Source organism: Pseudoalteromonas sp. BSi20652, from assembly GCF_000239855.1.
Classification (GTDB): Bacteria; Pseudomonadota; Gammaproteobacteria; order Enterobacterales; family Alteromonadaceae; genus Pseudoalteromonas.
Genome location: NZ_BADT01000191.1, coordinates 12,287 through 29,486, shown reverse-complemented (window position 1 = coordinate 29,486; position 17,200 = coordinate 12,287). Strand labels below are relative to the sequence as shown.

Sequence of the window (17,200 nt, the reverse complement as noted above, 5' to 3'; positions counted from 1 at the left end):
AAGCACCTCTGGCAATGCAAAAACCGTCATTCCTTACAAATATTAGGGTTATTTTGTAAATAAATCATAAAAAATGAATTTTTTTCATTTTTACAGTTGAAATAAGTTTGGAGCAACCCTATTAACTAGTCATCGAACGTTTAACGAATATTGAAGTTGGAGAAATTTCATGGGTAAAATTATTGGAATAGATTTAGGTACTACAAACTCTTGTGTTGCAGTACTTGATGGTGGCAAAGCACGTGTTATTGAAAACGCGGAAGGCGATCGCACAACCCCGTCTATAATTGCTTACACGCAAGACGGCGAAACATTAGTAGGTCAATCTGCTAAGCGTCAAGCGGTTACTAACCCGACAAACACATTATTTGCAATTAAGCGTTTAATTGGTCGTCGTTTTGAAGACGAAGAAGTACAACGTGATATCGGCATCATGCCGTTTAAAATTGTTAAAGCTGATAACGGCGATGCATGGGTAGAAGCGGGCGGCGAAAAACGCGCTGCACCACAAATTTCTGCTGAAGTACTGAAAAAAATGAAGAAAACAGCTGAAGACTTCTTAGGTGAAGAAGTAACTGAAGCCGTAATCACAGTACCTGCATACTTTAACGATTCACAACGTCAAGCTACGAAAGATGCTGGTCGTATTGCGGGTCTTGAAGTTAAACGTATTATCAATGAGCCAACGGCTGCGGCACTTGCTTACGGTATGGATAAAAACCGTGGCGAAAACGTGGTTGCAGTATATGACTTAGGTGGCGGTACTTTCGATTTATCAATCATTGAAATTGATGAAGTTGAAGGCGAGCACACTTTTGAAGTACTTGCTACAAACGGCGACACTCACTTAGGTGGTGAAGATTTCGATAACCGCGTAATCAACTACTTAGTAGCTGAATTCAAGAAAGATCAAGGCTTAGACCTTAAAAATGATCCACTTGCAATGCAACGTGTTAAAGAAGCTGCTGAGAAAGCAAAAATTGAACTTTCATCTGCACAGTCTACAGAAGTAAACCTTCCGTATGTAACTGCCGATGCATCTGGTCCTAAGCACATGAACGTGAAACTAACACGTGCTAAGCTTGAGTCACTAGTTGAAGATTTAGTAACTAAAACAATTGAGCCACTTAAACGTGCACTTGCTGATGCTGATTTATCAGTAAGCGACATCAACGACATTATTCTTGTTGGTGGTCAAACACGTATGCCTTTAGTACAAAAAATCGTTGCAGAGTTCTTCGGTAAAGAGCCTCGTAAAGATGTTAACCCTGATGAAGCAGTAGCCGTAGGCGCAGCGATTCAAGGTGGTGTACTTGCTGGTGACGTTAAAGATGTACTATTACTAGACGTTTCTCCATTATCTCTAGGTATTGAGACAATGGGTTCAGTAATGACTGCATTGATTGAGAAAAACACGACGATTCCTACTAAGAAATCGCAAACATTCTCAACAGCTGAAGATAACCAATCTGCTGTAACAATTCACGTGTTACAAGGTGAGCGTAAACGTTCAAGCGACAATAAATCTCTAGGTCAATTTAACCTAGAAGGTATTCGCCCAGCACAACGTGGTACACCGCAAATCGAAGTAACATTCGATGTTGATGCCGATGGTATCTTACATGTATCTGCGAAAGATAAAGATACAGGTAAAGAGCAAAAAATCACAATTCAAGCATCTTCAGGCTTAAGCGATGACGAGATTGAAGCGATGGTTCGTGATGCAGAAGCACATGCTGAAGACGATAAAAAGTTTGAAGAACTTGTAGCTGCTCGTAACCAAGCTGACGCTTTAGTTCACGGTACACGTAAGCAAATTGAAGAAGCTGGCGATGCATTACCAAACGAAGACAAAGAAGCAATTGAAGCTGCTGTTGTAGATTTAGAAGCTGCAATTAAGAGCGACAACAAAGAAGAGATTGAAGCTAAAACTCAAGCTCTTGCTGAAAAGTCTCAAAAACTAATGGAAATTGCTCAAGCGAAAGCACAGCAAGGTTCAGCAGACGCAGGCGAACAACAGTCAACTAAGCAAGACGACGACGTTGTTGATGCAGAGTTCGAAGAAGTGAAAGACGACAAGTAATTGTTGCTACCGCTTCTCGCTAGCCAAAAACACTTAACTCAGTTAGGTGTTTAGGTTAGGATGAACAATTGAGGCGCGCGAGCAATAGCTTGTCGCGCCTTTTGCATGTATTCAAGGTTTAAAAATTCAATGATAAATCGATGCGATTTATCGATTTATCCTGCAGCTTACGCTGTAAACAGAAAAGAGTAGTGTGATAGATATGTCAAAACGCGATTATTACGAAGCCCTCGGCGTAAGCAAAGATGCGAGTGAGCGAGACATAAAAAAAGCGTATAAACGCTTAGCGATGAAATATCATCCAGATCGTACCGCAGGCGATAAAGATCTCGAAATAAAATTTAAAGAAGTTAAAGAAGCTTACGAAATCTTAACCGATCCTCAAAAACGCCAAATGTATGACCAGCATGGTCACGCGGCATTTGAGCAAGGCGGTGGCGGTGGTCATGGCGGCTTTGGTGGCGGTCATGGCGATTTTGGTGATGTATTTGGTGACGTATTTGGCGATATTTTTGGTGGCGGCGGTGGTCGACGTCAATCTCGTCAACAACGTGGTTCTGACTTACGTTACAACATGGACTTGAGCTTAGAAGAAGCGGTTCGTGGTAAAGAAGTTGAAATTAAAGTACCAACATGGGTGGGTTGTGAGCCGTGCGATGGCAGTGGTGCTAAAGCAGGTTCTAAACCTAAAACATGTACTACGTGTCATGGTGCTGGCCAAGTACAAATGCGTCAAGGTTTCTTTGCTGTTCAGCAAACGTGTCCAACGTGTCAGGGACAAGGTCAGATTATTTCAGATCCTTGTAACAAATGTCATGGTCAAGGCCGAGTAGAAAAAACTAAAACGCTTTCAGTTAAAATTCCAGCTGGCGTTGATACTGGAGACCGTATCCGCTTAACTGGTGAAGGTGAAGCCGGAATGCACGGCGCGCCATCTGGCGACTTGTACGTGCAAGTATCGGTTCGCGAACATGAAATATTTGTACGTGAAGCAAATAATTTATACTGTGAAGTACCAATTAGCTTTACTACAGCAGGCCTTGGTGGCGAAATTCAGGTGCCAACACTTGATGGTCGTGCAAAACTTAAAATACCATCTGAAACTCAAACGGGCAAAATGTTCCGTATGCGTGGCAAAGGTGTTAAATCTGTACGCAGTGGTGCCCAAGGCGATCTAATTTGTAAAGTAGTAATCGAAACGCCGGTTAATTTAAATGAGCGTCAACGTGAACTACTTCAAGAGTTAGATGAAAGCATGGGCACAGATAGCTCTAAAAACCGTCCAAAAGAGCAAGGCTTTTTTGACGGTGTTAAAAAGTTTTTTGATGATTTAACTAAATAAATTTAAATTATTATAAACAAAAAACGACGCTTTTAGCGTCGTTTTTTTTGCTTTAAACTTAATTTTTGTTACTGTGAATAAAAAAGATGAAACAGCATGACGCCAGCAATAGATCTACTTAAAAAGCAAAAAATCCCCTTTGAATTACTCAGTTATGAGCACGATAAGAATAATAGCCATTACGGGCTTGAAGCCGTTGAAAAGTTAAATTTAGAGAGTGCACAAGTATATAAAACCTTAGTGCTTGAAACACATGAAGGACAATTAATTGTTGCTGTAACTCCTGTATCTGAACAAGTTAATTTAAAACAGTTAGCAAAATTATGTGGTGCCAAAAAAGTAGCCATGGCTGCACCACAAAAAGTACAAGTTAGTACTGGCTATATTTTAGGAGGGGTGAGTCCGCTTGGACAGAAAAAACGTCTAGCTACGTTTATTCATAGCAGTGCTTCCCTCTTTGACACTATTTATGTGAGCGCCGGAAAGCGAGGCTTAGAAATAGCACTTTCACCAACAGATTTAGCCTTATTAACCAATGCAAAATTTGGCGATTTATAAATTTTATTTTTATAATTACCTTCTATACAAAAAATTAATTCAAGTTAAGCTATTTGCTCAATCTCCTATTTATAACTACATTGGGAGTATCTTTATACCGTTAATATTTAAAACCAAACGGTATTACACTTTTTGTATACGGCTGTTTGTATGAACCTTTCAGATGTTGATTATTTTGCGATACTAGTGGCTGCACTGTCTTCTTTTATGCTTGGTGGTGTGTGGTACTCAAAAGTACTCTTTAAAAATGCTTGGTTAGAAAGCATTGGTTTAACTGAGCAGGATTTACAATCGGCTAACCCAAAGTTGATATTTGGTGGCAGCTTATTTTTAGTTTTTGTAGCTGCTTTAATGTTGTCTCTTTTTTTAGGGAAAAACTCAGATATAGGCGAGGGAATTGGCACGGGCTTTGTTATCGGTTTATTCTGGGTCAGTAGCTCACTGGGGTTAAGTTATATTTTTGAGCAACGACCTGTAAAACTATTTTTAATTAATGGTGGTTATCACATTTTGCAATTTTCGCTGATGGGGCTTATTTTAGCAATGTGGCCCTAGTCACTTAACAACAAGCTTTGTATATAAATCTAATTAAAACAAGCATTCATAAAACATTCGTAATGGAGGTTATATCTGTTTTGTCACCTTTTTAATAGTTACTTGCGAGGATAATGGCAGAAGTACCTAGGTTTAGATTAAATCTGTATAATCTGCGTATTTTATAAGTTCAGTTAAACCGATGCTTTATTAGAGATTAACAACCTTGTTCTATCTAAATACTAACATAAAGCCCTAACATAACCTCTGAGATTTAATGGCTAAACCAAATAAAAAAGGACCAACTAGAACGGTTGATATTTTTTGCTCCGCTTGTAAAGCGCCTTTATTTAAATATAGAAAAGGCGGCAAAGGAGCACTTATTAAATGTTTTATAGAACGCATCACCGAAGACTTCACAAACGAGGCCTGCATATGCCCAAACTGTAATCGTCCTTTTGCAAGGCATGCATTAATAAAAGGCACACCAGCTTATAAAATGATTGGTGGTAAAGTAATATTTAAATAAGCACCTTACTTATACGGACATATGCCCTTGTTAGAATTTAGCATATTGTTAAGATCGCCCGGTTTTGCTGTTTCAATGAATGAAAAACACCCTCCCCATGGATCGGGCCAGTTTTTTGGGTTATTTAAAAATGGATAAAGGATAGTTTCGTGATAGCACTCTTGTTTGACATTATAGGTATGACTGGCACTTTTTTGGTTGTTGGTTCATTCTTCTTACTACAGCTAGGTAAAACATCTCCAACTAGTTTAATGTACAACATGATGAATTTAACAGGGGCAATTTTATTATTAATTAGTCTTTGTTATAACTTTAACTTGGCAAGTTTTGTAATAGAGATATTTTGGATTGCAGCATCATTAATTGGCTTGTATAAATATGTTAAAAACAGAACCGCTTTAGCTGCGAAAGCAGCAAATTGATTACTTTAATTTAACGCTAAATAAGTCGCTATAAATATAATTGTTTATAGCGACTTATTTAAATACGATTGTTAATAAAATCTATATTTTTGTCAAAAATTATCCACAGCACCAGCCCTAAATGACCTCTATTGTTTATTGCTATTTTAATTTAGTATCAATTGCTTATTTTTAATTTAAATCTTATCTGCCTTCAAGGCTTGTTAATAACGCTTTAATTATTTTCAGCTCCAAGACACGCAGGATAAAACAATCCTCAATTTGATGAAATAGTCATTATGTGGTTTGATGCAGTCAAATTAGAGCAATTGATTTTTAGTTTAATTATAAATACTAACTAAGCAATGGATGGCTCTGTTATACGTAACTTATGTTTTCAGTTGGCGTATTTTGAAATGTGTGTAAGGTTGTAGTTACTTTACTTTTTAATCACACAAGCACCGTTTTGTGCACCCTTAACCAGCGCTTTGTGAGGATTAAATCTTCATTAAAACCAGAAAATGACACAAAACCCTGCAAGCTTTCTGAAGCTATGTAATGAAGCAGGGGTCTTAAATTTAAATATTAGAGGTCTGCCATGAGAGGTAACATACTCAGCCACCCCCCCGATAAGAATAAGTATCTCCAATGGTTTTTTTTAGCATTAGGCCCTTTAGTCATGCTATCAACATGTTTACTCGATCCGCCAACGGGTATGTCCGTTGTTGCTTTTAAAACTGCGGGTTTAGCATTTTGGATGGCATTGTGGTGGGTGAGTGAAGTCGTGCCAATACCAGCAACTGCTTTGCTGCCGTTAGTAGTATCGCCACTTGCAAACATAGCATCAATTAAGAGTGTTGCAGCTCCGTACGCACATCCGTTAATATTTTTATTCTTGGGTGGTTTTTTGATTTCTATTGCCATGGAGCGCTGGGGATTACATAGACGTATTGCACTTAGCACGATGTTATATGCAGGTAAAAAACCAAGCCTACAAATTTTAGCCATGATGCTGGTTACCGCATTTTTATCTATGTGGATGTCTAATACAGCAACAGCAGTAATGATGCTGCCTATTGCGCTTTCTGTAACTCATTTAGTGAAGCAATCAGATCCAAGTAATGAAGGGTTTGGCAAAGCATTATTGTTATCAATCGCTTATGGAGCCAGTATTGGTGGCATTGCGACTTTAATAGGTACGCCGCCTAATGCATTAATGGCTGCGTATTTATCGGATAGTTATCAGATAGAAATTGGCTTTGCGCAGTGGATGATTGTGGGTTTACCTTTGTCTTTGAGCATGCTAATTATTAGCTGGTTTTGGCTTACTAGGTTTGCATATAAAGTAGATCTAGGCGTTAAAACGAATCAAAAAATTGATACAAAAGTGGTTTTCTCTGAGCAGTTAAATGATCTTGGAATAATGCAACGTGCAGAAAAAGGCGTGTTGTTTGTATTTGTGCTTGCTGCTTTTTGCTGGATATTTAGACCTGTACTGGGTGATATGGTAGGTCTTAAAATTTCAGATACTACAATTGCCATTGCAGCAGCATTACTATTGTTTGTAATGCCTGCAAATAAAGGCAGTGATGAGCGTATTCTTGATTGGCAAAATGCATCAAAAGTACCATGGGATGTATTACTATTGTTTGGGGGCGGACTTACACTAGCAGCACAAATTAAGTCATCAGGGCTTGCTGATTTTATTGCTCATATAATTGAAGGCGTAAGTGCTATTCCGCTAGTTATGAGCGTGCTAGTTGTCGTTGCTTTCATTACGTTTTTAACTGAAATAACAAGCAATACAGCTACAGCGGCTGGTTTTTTACCGTTATTAGGCCCTGTTGCTGAGTCTATAACAGGGTCACCTCTTGTGTGGGTTATTCCTGCAGCTATTGCATGTAGTTGTGCATTTATGATGCCGGTAGCAACACCTCCTAACGCGATTGTATTTGGCTCAGGTCAGATAAAAATGCGTGATATGATAAGAGCAGGCTTTGTACTTAATCTCGTTGCAATTGTTTTAATCACCTTAGTAACAATTACAATTGCAGCGCACGTATTTAACTTTTAAATACGTGCTAAATTAATGTCAACCAGCCTGTATAAGAGTTGCTTTGTTTACAGAAACAACGAAAACAAAGGGGCTCTTTTATTTGACGCATTTGAGGTGAATTCACTGTCTTTAGTGTTATTGCCCGAAATACATAACAAGGTTATAGTCTTGTATTATTTTAAAAGCTGAGCAATCTATTTTGACCACTGACACATCACACACTGCTTCTTTGATCACACAATTTGATGAGTTACAAACGGCCTTTTTGGCTACCCCGTGTTTATCAATAAAAAAGCGTATAACTATTTTAAAAAAGTTGCGTGCACGCGTTGTAGAACTTGAAGAAGAACTAGTGAATGCAGCATCAAAAGACTTTGGTTACAGAACCGCGTTTGATACTTTGCTCGGGGATATATTACCGACAGTGCAAGGGCTTGCTCATACAATAAAAAAATTACCAACATGGTCAAAACCAAGCAGGAGAGCGGTTGGTTTAAGTTTGTGGCCGTCAAAGGTTAGTGTCATCTATCAACCTAAAGGGGTTGTTGGTGTAATTGCTCCGTGGAATTACCCGATTCAATTAGCCATTGTGCCTGTTATTACCGCTATTGCAGCGGGTAACAGAGTAATGCTTAAACTAAGTGAATTTACACCTCACACTAATACGGTGCTTGAAAAGCTATTTAACGGCGAAATGCAGGAACATTGTAAAGTAATACTAGGGGAGAGTGATGTAGCGACTGAATTTTCGTCTCTCCCATTTGCTCACTTACTATTTACAGGCTCAACAGGCGTTGGCAAATTAGTAATGGCTTCTGCTAGTCGTAATTTAACACCTGTAACATTGGAGCTAGGGGGTAAATCGCCGGTTATTATTACCGAACAAGCAGACATTAGAAAAGCGGCTGAGGCTTTGTTGTTTGGGAAGATGGCGAATGCGGGGCAAATTTGCGTCGCGCCCGATTATGTATTTGTGCCAAAGGCACTTGAGCATCAACTTGTCCAACAATTATGTGAACTGTATAAAAAGCACTTTAAAGATGGTGTTGAAGGAAAAAATTTAACATCGATTATTAGTGATTCACATTACCAGCGCTTAACTGGCTATTTAGACCAAGCAGAGGAGCTTGGCGCGAGTATTGTAAAACCGCTTGATCATAATCAGCAAGATGCAGATAAACATCGTTTAGGATTACATATTGTTACGCACGTCACTGATGAAATGCACCTTATGCAAGATGAATTATTTGGTCCAATACTACCAATAATGAGTTATGACAAACTCGACGATGCGATTGATTACATAAAACGTCATCATCACCCATTAGCGCTTTATATATTGGGGCAAGACAAGAGTGCTCAAGAATATATTATAAAACAAACGCTAAGTGGTACTGTTGCTGTTAACGATACGCTTGTACAAGTGACAGCCGATGACGCGCCATTTGGCGGCGTAGGGCATTCAGGAATGGGGCATTATCATGGTAAGGAAGGTTTTTTAACCTTTAGTCATGCTAAAAATACGCTTGTTTCAGGCTCACTTAATCCGCGAATTGGGATGTTACTTAAGCAAAGTAAGGTACTTATTAAGTTATTAAAATGGCTTTATATTCGCTAACCTAATTTACGATTAAAATTAAAAAGCCTGAGCTATACTTGAAGTTACCTTCTTTAGTTATCAGGCTTTTTATTCATTGAATATTAATAAAGGTTTAAAACAAACGACCTTCACCAGCATAGGTACCCGCTAAAATTCTAGCGTAAATAGCATCTGCTTTTTCTTTTGCCTCTTCGATTTCTTTTGGAAGCATTTTACGCTCATCAAGCTTGCGGCTATGATTTGCTTCCATATTACCATTATACTCAGCAATGGTATTCCAAATGTATGACTTTTCAAGGTCTTTAGGCATACCTAAACCTTCAAAATACATAAGTGCTAAGTTAAATTGGGCAAGAGAGTAATTATTAGCTGCTGCTTTTTCGTACCATTTTTTTGCAAGTTCGTAATCAAGTGACACACCGTCGCCATTGGCATAAATAACACCTAGATTAAATTGTGCAGCAGGTAAGTTTTTATTGGCTGCTTTTTCAAATAAAGTGATAGCCATTTGCTTATCGAGTTTTACACCTTTACCATCACTGTATAAAACAGCTAATGCAAACATTGAATCAGGATGATTCTTTTTTACGCCTTGTTGGTAAAGTTGAGCTGCTTTACGGTAGTCACGTATAACGCCAAACCCCCCTTCATACATTTTAGCAAGTTCATAAATACCTGGCGCAAAACCTTTGTCAGCAAGGTATTCGAACTCTTTGAGTGCGTCTGCAAATTGACCTTCATTGGCGGCTTTTATTCCGTTTTCTAGCGTTGCATGTGCAAAAGGGGTAATGAGCAAAGCTCCGCTAAGCAATAAAGTTTTTAAATTAAACTGTGACATAGTAATGCCTCCAATTAGTAATAGTTGCAATATGTACTGACCAATTTAATTCAATCTGCATTAATAAACGTTATTTTATGACAATTGTGGGCTAAATGCTTGATTAAAACGTTTAATAGCAGATGTAAATAATAATGGCTTTTGTTTGTTATGTTTTACGCTTGCTTAAACAAAAATGCAAGGCGATAACCTTCAAGCTAGGTTATATAATATGCTATTGAGCTTAATAAAATGGTTAACTAAGTACATTTAGTATTGGCAGTGTAAGATACAGATATTACAAAAAATTTAAAGATATAAAAGAGCTGCTACAGCTTTATTTTTCGCATTAATTTTTTATTAATATGATCATGTTTTTAATATCAACTTGTATCATTAATTAGGCAAGTAGTAATAAGTACAATACGACGCGGTCTTGTTAAATAAACATCAGGTCTATATTTTCATTTATTGAGACTCAGGTCGTCACATTGTGCTTATATGGACTACTACAGGTAAGATTTAAACCTTATTTATTATTAAGGTTACCAAGCCTTTGCGTTTTACTTAGTGAGTAAATTTGGAATAGGGAATGCCATGCTAGACGACACTAAAATGAAAAAAATCACACGTGCATGTTTAGCCATCAGCATGCTGTTTTTGTGCAGTTGCTCTGCATCTTTTACTTATAACAACTTAAGTTGGCTTTCATCGTTTTGGGTTGATGATTACGTTGATTTAAATAAACAGCAAAACAAACAATTAAAAAAAATTATTGAAACAACACAGTCTTGGCATAGGTCAACACAGCTACCAGCATATAAACAAGATATACAAAATATAAAAACGTTGTTTAACCAAGGTATAAACCCAGCACAGCTTAAAGTTCAAATAGTCTTTGCAAAAAAGCATTGGCGTAACCTTCTTGAGCACGCTTATTTGCCTTTGGCGGAGTTAGCTGTAACGTTAACGCCGATACAGCGACAGGAGTTTATAAATAATATTCAAGAACAAATAGATGAAGAGCGTGATGAATTTTATGAGCAAACACTTCTTGCACGAAAAAAAGAGCGTTTAGAAGCGCAATTAGAATACTATAAACAATGGCTCAATAAGCTCAATGCTGAGCAAAAAACCTTGATTAATTTAACCAACGAAAAACATCAAGATTCAGGTGAGTTTTGGCTAGAGTATAAACAAAGGCGCTTAAATGCAGCTAAAACAGTGCTCGAAAATACGAGCCTGACACAAGCTGAATTTATAAAGCAATTAAGTACCGTAATAAAAGAACGCGAATTGTATATGAGCCAAGCGCATCTTAAAGTGAACGAGGAAAACCTCAACATGTATGTAGATCTTTTGAATTCGTTAAGTATAACGTTGACCGAGAAGCAACGTAATAACATAAATGTGCGTTTTGATGAGTTAATTGACACGTTAGATGATATCATTGAAGGTTAGTGTTTCTTGTTACGCTTGGTTACTCAAACACAACAAAAATTACAGCAAATAGGCTTACAGGGTTGTTGCTTAGCTATTGAAATTATCCAAATGAACCCAATAAATTGGTCACTTAGTGTGGCTGAAATCATCAGAACACATGATGATTTGTTAAGGTAAAAGAGTATGGTTACTGATTTAAAAAGTATATTAAAAAGCTGGGAACCTTTAAAAGACCAACAAGAATGGGTTTTGGCCACCTTGTATCAAATCGAGGGATCTAGCTATCGTAAATTAGGCGCAATGATGCTTATTTCGAGTTTAGGTCAGCGCTTAGGTATGCTCTCTGGTGGTTGTTTAGAAGCAGATATACAACGCCATGCTAAACAAGTGATGAGCACATTAACAAGTAAAACTATAAGTTATGACGCAACCGATGAAGACGATTTAACGTTTCAGTTAGGTATTGGTTGTGGGGGTATAGTGCACATCTTACTTCAGCCAATTCATAAAAATAATGAATACTTACAGCTTGATCACATGGCTAAAGCGCTGAATGAAAATAATTCGGGGCGCTATCTTCAGCAAGTTAACCCTGTAGTACCTGCTGGAAATGGGGTGTTTACCCAAAATTGTGAGCAACAAGGGTTATCAATAAACCGAAAAGCGCAGTTAATTGAAATTAACAATGCGACATCTTTACAAATATCTATTTTTCCTCCTCCTCATATACTTATTGTAGGCGGTGGTGCCGATGCGGTTCCTGTTTATACATTCGCTAAACAACTTGGTTGGAGTGTGACTGTGTGGGATACGCGTCCTGCAAATGCAAAAAGGCAGTACTTTACACATGCCGATGCTATTTTACGCACCACGCCAAGCGAATTGCGCAAATATTGTTTAGCTCACAAGATAGATGCTGCCATTTTAATGGCTCACAGTGTAGATATTGATGCCGTTGCCCTTGGTGCACTTGGTGATATTGACCTTAAATACATTGGTTTACTGGGACCTAAGCATAGACGAACACAAGTACTAACACAGGCTAATACCTCTGCAGAGCAGATAAAATCACCTGTATTTGGCCCTGTAGGTTTAAATCTTGGTGGCGACTCACCCGAGAGTATTGCACTTTCACTCATAAGCGAAATACACGCTGTGTTTTCAAAAAAAAATGCGACCTCACTAAGCAATTGGGGAAATGATAAGTGTTAATAGCAAAGGTTGTATTAGCAGCTGGGCAATCATCGCGATTTAATGGTTGTAAATTAACCGCTGATGTTGGTGCAGGTCAAACGATGATTGAGCGCGCGGTTAATAATTTGCAAGCACTTGATACCTCGCCTGTATTTATAGTTACTGGGGCATGGCATCAAGAGGTAAAAAACAAACTTAAAGACAATAAAAATATTAAGTTAATAGAAAACAAACAGTGGGGCAAAGGTTTAGGCGACTCTATTGCGACAGCGACAAAAGCTATTTTAAAAACCCAACAGCCTGATGGCATTTTATTTATACTTGCTGATCAGGTTGAACTCACAACACAGCATTTAAATGAATTAGTTACAAACTTTAAAAAGCATCCTTCACGTTGGTGCGCTAATTATGGTAAGCGCTTAGGCGTTCCGGCTATATTTCCAAATGTTGATCTATCGAAGCTTTGCGACTTAACTACAGATAAAGGTGCACAGCATTTACTACGTTGCAGCGATGAAGAGGTCAATACCATTAATTTAAAATGTGCAAGTTTAGATATAGATACTCAAGCGCAATTAAATGATTTTTTGAGTAAAACATAATAACCGTATTTTAACGAAACAAATGTAAATAAGGTTAGTAGTTATATTTTAATAATTATAGTAACTCTTTAAGTTATACGCATAGTTTAAAGAGTTACTATAAAAAGCTTAATCAAGGGGCAAGCTATGGTGACGTTTACAATTAATGGCAAGGTGGTTGAATCACACGCAAGTGAAGATACACCGTTGTTATGGGTTATTCGTGATGAAATTGGGTTAAAAGGTACAAAATTTGGTTGTGGTATTGCAATGTGTGGTGCATGTACTGTGCATTTAGATGGGCAGGCAACGCGTTCATGTGTGTTACCGATAGGTGCCATTGCAGGTAAAAGTATTACTACCATTGAAGGGCTTAATAACGAACACCCATTGCAAAAAGCGTGGGTTGACGAGCAAGTACCGCAGTGTGGTTACTGTCAATCGGGTCAAATAATGCAAGCCGCTACATTGCTTGCCACTAACCCAACCCCTTCAGAAGAAGAAATAACCAATCATATGAATGGCAATTACTGTCGCTGCATGGCGTATAAGCGTATTAAAACAGCTATTCAACGAGCGGCCGATGAGTCAAAAAGTGTTGTAAATATTTTTGATCCAAATGCACAAGACGTTTAACTGGAGCTGATAATGAAAAAATTATTTCAAAAAAATAGTGAAACCGTTAATTTAAACCGTCGTTCGTTTATGATTGGAACTGCAAGCGCAGGTTTGGTTATGGCGTTTGCTCCTGCGTTTTTTTCGGGGTCGGTAAGTGCAAAAGAATCGATAGCTGAACAGGCTTTTTCTCCTACAATTTGGTGGACAATGAGCACCGATGGCGCTGTTGAGGTAAGTATTGCTAAAGCCGAAATGGGACAGCACATAGGTACCGCATTAGCGCGTATTGTTGCAGACGAACTTGAATGTGATTGGGATAAAGTATCGATTACCTACGTAGATACCCATGAAAAATGGGGCTATATGGTAACTGGTGGATCATGGTCGGTTTTTCAAAGCTTCAAGCCATTGTCTCAAGCGGGTGCAGCGGGCAGAATTGCGCTAATAGAAGCCGGTGCGAAAATGTTAGGTGTAGCCACTGACACATGCCGCGCAGAAAAAGGTTATATAGTATCAGGCGATAAATCAGTAAGTTACGCTGATTTGGTTAAAAAAGGTGAGTTTAACCGTACCTTTACAAGTGAAGAAGTAGCAAGTCTACCATTAAAATCTGCCAATAAACGCCATTTAACTGGGCTAAAACAAGACTTCAAAGCCCTTGATATACCTGCTAAAACTAACGGTACTGCCGTGTATGGTATAGATGTAGAAGTTGAAGGAATGCTATACGCTCGTCCTGTTATTCCACCAACGCGTTTTGGTAGTGAAGTAATAAGCGTTGATGATACCGCAGCAAAAGCAATCAAAGGCTATAAAGGTTATGAAATATTAACCGATCCTAGCAATACAGTCGAAGGCTGGGTTGTTGTACTTGCTGATAATTACCCCAGTGCCATTAAAGCCGTTGATGTGCTAAAGGTTAAGTATAAAAAAGGTAAATCAGCGAACGTAACCGAGGCTGATATTCAAAAAGAGGGCGTACGTTTATGCGAGCAAACTGATTCAGGAACTTTATTTGTTGATGAAGGTGATATAAAGAAAACCCAAACCGACGCCAATGAACTACTCGAATCAGTCTATACCACAGCAACGGCAAGTCATTATCAGTTAGAGCCTTTAAATGCACTTGCTGAATTTAAAGATGGAAATTGGATTATCCATACAGGTAACCAATGGCAATCACTTACACTCCCTGCAATAGCTAAAGCACTTGAAATAGCACAAGAGAAAGTGATTATTCGTCCTTACTATTTAGGTGGTGGTTTTGGTCGTAGATTATTTGGTGATTGGACTGTGCCTGCAGCTCTTACAGCAAAAGCGGTAGGAAAACCTGTAAAACTTGTGTTTACGCGAGCGGATGACAGTTTGTTTGACCAATCGCGCTCGGCGTCGGCTGCAAAAATGACCGCATCGTTTGATAAAAGAGGTACTTTTACTGGTTTAGAACATGCTTTTGCAGCAGGTTGGCCAACTAAAGCAATGGCTCCAGGATTTTTATCTCCAGGTGTTGATGGCAATGGCAAGTTTGATGCATTCTCGGCGTCGGGTGCTGATCATTGGTACAGTATGAATAGCCATCGTGCAAGAGCCATTAATAATGAGCTTGTGCAAAGTACATTTATTCCAGGATGGCTTCGCTCGGTAGGACCAGGCTGGATTGCTTGGAGCCTTGAGTCGTTCATTGATGAAATTGCTCACAAGCAAGGTAAGGACCCTGTCGCTTTTCGCTTAGACATGCTTGATGCTAAAGGTAAGCAAGCAGGTAAAGCGCCTGAGAGTATTGGTGGCGCATCGCGTTTACACAATGTACTTAAAAAAGTATCTGAGAAAGTTGCTAATGTTAAGCTAGGTGAAAGTGAAGGCCTTGGATTTTCTGTAAGCTCAGGGCAAGAGCGCACTATGCCTGCATGGATAGCAACGGCTGCACATGTGCATGTAAATCGTGCAGATGGTAAAATAACGCTCAAAAAGCTATACGTCGTTGTTGATGCGGGCTTAATAGTGCATCCTGATGGTGCGCTAGCGCAATTAGAGGGTTCTCTACTTTGGGGAACGAGTCTTGCCTTGCATGAGTCAAATACTTATCAAAATGGGCAGGTTTCAGCCACTAACTTTAATACTTACTTACCACTTAGAATGAACGATGTGCCAGATATGGACATTGAATTTGTGCAAAGTGATGAGTTTCCAGTTGGTTTAGGTGAGCCTGGTGTTATTGGCATAGCACCAGCCATTGGTAATGCGGTATTTAATGCAGTCGGTGTGCGTTTACGTCACTTACCAATGAAGCCAAGTGAACTTAAAAAAGGCTTAAAGGCGTAAAATAAAAAATAACTAAAAAGGTACGCCTTAGGCTGCCTTTTTAGTTACTAAATATATATTTATGTAATTATTATTTATGTATCAATGAGTAGGCTGTTTAGATTGTTATTACTCATTGATATTAGTTAAGGTTTATTTATGCTAGTCGACCCAACAGGGCGAAAGTTTAGTTATTTACGTTTGTCTATTACTGATGTGTGTAATTTTAAGTGTGTATATTGTTTGCCGGATGGTTATCAAGGTGTTCACGACCGTGGCTTCCTCAGTATTGATGAAATAAGTAACACGGTAAAAGCATTTGCCCACCATGGTATTGAAAAAGTAAGAATTACAGGTGGAGAGCCAACCCTTCGAAAAGACTTTATAGATGTTGTTCGTGCTACAAAAGATGTCCCGGGTATAAATAAAATAGCCATGACTACCAATGGCTTTTCCCTTCATAAAAATATTCATAGCTGGGTGGATGCAGGCTTAAATGCTATTAATGTAAGTATTGATAGCTTAGACCCTCGCATGTTTAATACCATTACTGGGCACGACAAATTTACCTCAGTAATGAAAGGTTTAGATACTGCGCTTGAAACGGGTATTGATTCTGTAAAAATAAATAGTGTGCTTATGAAGCAATACAACGCTCAAGAGTTTGATACGTTTTTAAATTGGGTTAAATATCGCCCCGTTACTATTCGCTTTATTGAGTTAATGCAAACAAACGACAACAAAGCCTTTTTTGACGCCAACCATGTTTCTGGTCAAGTTCTAAAAACTCAATTATTACAAACAGGTTGGCAGCAAGTTGCTCGTAGTGCATCAGCAGGTCCGGCTCAAGAGTTTGCCCATCCTGATTATCAAGGCAGGATTGGCTTAATCATGCCTTATAGCAATGATTTTTGTAGTACCTGTAATCGATTGAGAGTAACGGCAAAAGGTAATTTACATTTGTGCTTGTTTTCCGAAGAAGGTATATCCTTGAGAGAGCATATGAGTAGTAATTCAAATTCAGATCTTATCGCATTACTATCACGTTATATTAAAACTAAAAGCCATCTCATCTATTACAGCAAGGTAATACAGGAATAACGACTAATTTATCTATGCTCGGTGGTTAGTACTGAGTAATTT

At 38.5% G+C, this 17,200-nt stretch carries 14 protein-coding genes and 1 pseudogene; 14 read left to right on the top strand and 1 reads right to left on the bottom strand.

What is annotated here, in order from left to right; translation table 11 throughout:
* The first annotated feature begins 169 nt into the window (after window positions 1–169).
* The 8 genes from dnaK (at window position 170) to P20652_RS03745 (ending at window position 9,121) form a co-directional block, all read left to right on the top strand.
* Complete coding sequence (gene dnaK / locus P20652_RS03710) at window positions 170–2,083, top strand: molecular chaperone DnaK (RefSeq protein ID WP_008171317.1); 1,914 nt, start codon at window positions 170–172, stop codon at window positions 2,081–2,083.
* A 202-nt stretch (window positions 2,084–2,285) separates the two neighbouring features.
* A complete protein-coding gene (dnaJ, locus tag P20652_RS03715; RefSeq protein WP_008171315.1) occupies window positions 2,286–3,425 on the top strand; it encodes a molecular chaperone DnaJ in 1,140 nt (379 codons plus the stop codon).
* A gap of 96 nt (window positions 3,426–3,521) precedes the next feature.
* Complete coding sequence (gene ybaK / locus P20652_RS03720; protein WP_008171313.1) at window positions 3,522–3,983, top strand: Cys-tRNA(Pro) deacylase; 462 nt, start codon at window positions 3,522–3,524, stop codon at window positions 3,981–3,983.
* A 150-nt stretch (window positions 3,984–4,133) separates the two neighbouring features.
* Window positions 4,134–4,538, top strand: coding sequence for a DUF1761 domain-containing protein (locus tag P20652_RS03725; RefSeq protein WP_008171311.1), 405 nt, complete (start codon window positions 4,134–4,136; stop codon window positions 4,536–4,538).
* 256 nt (window positions 4,539–4,794) lie between these two features.
* A complete protein-coding gene (locus P20652_RS03730; protein ID WP_008171309.1) occupies window positions 4,795–5,046 on the top strand; it encodes a hypothetical protein in 252 nt (83 codons plus the stop codon).
* Window positions 5,047–5,195: 149 nt separating this feature from the next.
* Window positions 5,196–5,468, top strand: coding sequence for a hypothetical protein (locus tag P20652_RS03735; protein WP_008171307.1), 273 nt, complete (start codon window positions 5,196–5,198; stop codon window positions 5,466–5,468).
* A 658-nt stretch (window positions 5,469–6,126) separates the two neighbouring features.
* Complete coding sequence (locus P20652_RS03740; RefSeq protein WP_008171305.1) at window positions 6,127–7,521, top strand: DASS family sodium-coupled anion symporter; 1,395 nt, start codon at window positions 6,127–6,129, stop codon at window positions 7,519–7,521.
* A 181-nt stretch (window positions 7,522–7,702) separates the two neighbouring features.
* Window positions 7,703–9,121, top strand: coding sequence for a coniferyl aldehyde dehydrogenase (locus P20652_RS03745; protein WP_008171303.1), 1,419 nt, complete (start codon window positions 7,703–7,705; stop codon window positions 9,119–9,121).
* A 94-nt stretch (window positions 9,122–9,215) separates the two neighbouring features.
* On the opposite strand, the gene P20652_RS03750 is transcribed toward P20652_RS03745, so the two are convergent.
* A complete protein-coding gene (locus P20652_RS03750; protein WP_008171301.1) occupies window positions 9,216–9,941 on the bottom strand; it encodes a tetratricopeptide repeat protein in 726 nt (241 codons plus the stop codon).
* A gap of 576 nt (window positions 9,942–10,517) precedes the next feature.
* Here P20652_RS03750 and P20652_RS03755 point away from each other — a divergent pair.
* From P20652_RS03755 to moaA, 6 genes and pseudogenes are all read left to right on the top strand, one after another.
* Window positions 10,518–11,381, top strand: coding sequence for a DUF6279 family lipoprotein (locus P20652_RS03755; RefSeq protein WP_008171299.1), 864 nt, complete (start codon window positions 10,518–10,520; stop codon window positions 11,379–11,381).
* Between the two features lie 165 nt (window positions 11,382–11,546).
* Window positions 11,547–12,575 carry an XdhC family protein gene (locus P20652_RS03760; RefSeq protein ID WP_008171297.1) on the top strand — a complete coding sequence of 343 codons (1,029 nt, stop codon included), beginning with the start codon at window positions 11,547–11,549 and terminating at the stop codon, window positions 12,573–12,575.
* Window positions 12,569–13,159, top strand: a complete 591-nt coding sequence (locus P20652_RS03765; protein ID WP_008171296.1) for a nucleotidyltransferase family protein — start codon at window positions 12,569–12,571, stop codon at window positions 13,157–13,159. The genes P20652_RS03760 and P20652_RS03765 overlap by 7 nt, the downstream gene beginning before the upstream one ends.
* Before the next feature lie 126 nt (window positions 13,160–13,285).
* Window positions 13,286–13,774, top strand: a complete 489-nt coding sequence (locus P20652_RS03770; RefSeq protein ID WP_008171295.1) for a (2Fe-2S)-binding protein — start codon at window positions 13,286–13,288, stop codon at window positions 13,772–13,774.
* Window positions 13,775–13,786: 12 nt separating this feature from the next.
* Window positions 13,787–16,078 carry a xanthine dehydrogenase family protein molybdopterin-binding subunit gene (locus P20652_RS03775; protein ID WP_008171294.1) on the top strand — a complete coding sequence of 764 codons (2,292 nt, stop codon included), beginning with the start codon at window positions 13,787–13,789 and terminating at the stop codon, window positions 16,076–16,078.
* 138 nt (window positions 16,079–16,216) lie between these two features.
* Window positions 16,217–17,187, top strand: a pseudogene (gene moaA / locus P20652_RS03780) (GTP 3',8-cyclase MoaA).
* The last annotated feature ends 13 nt before the right edge of the window (window positions 17,188–17,200 follow it).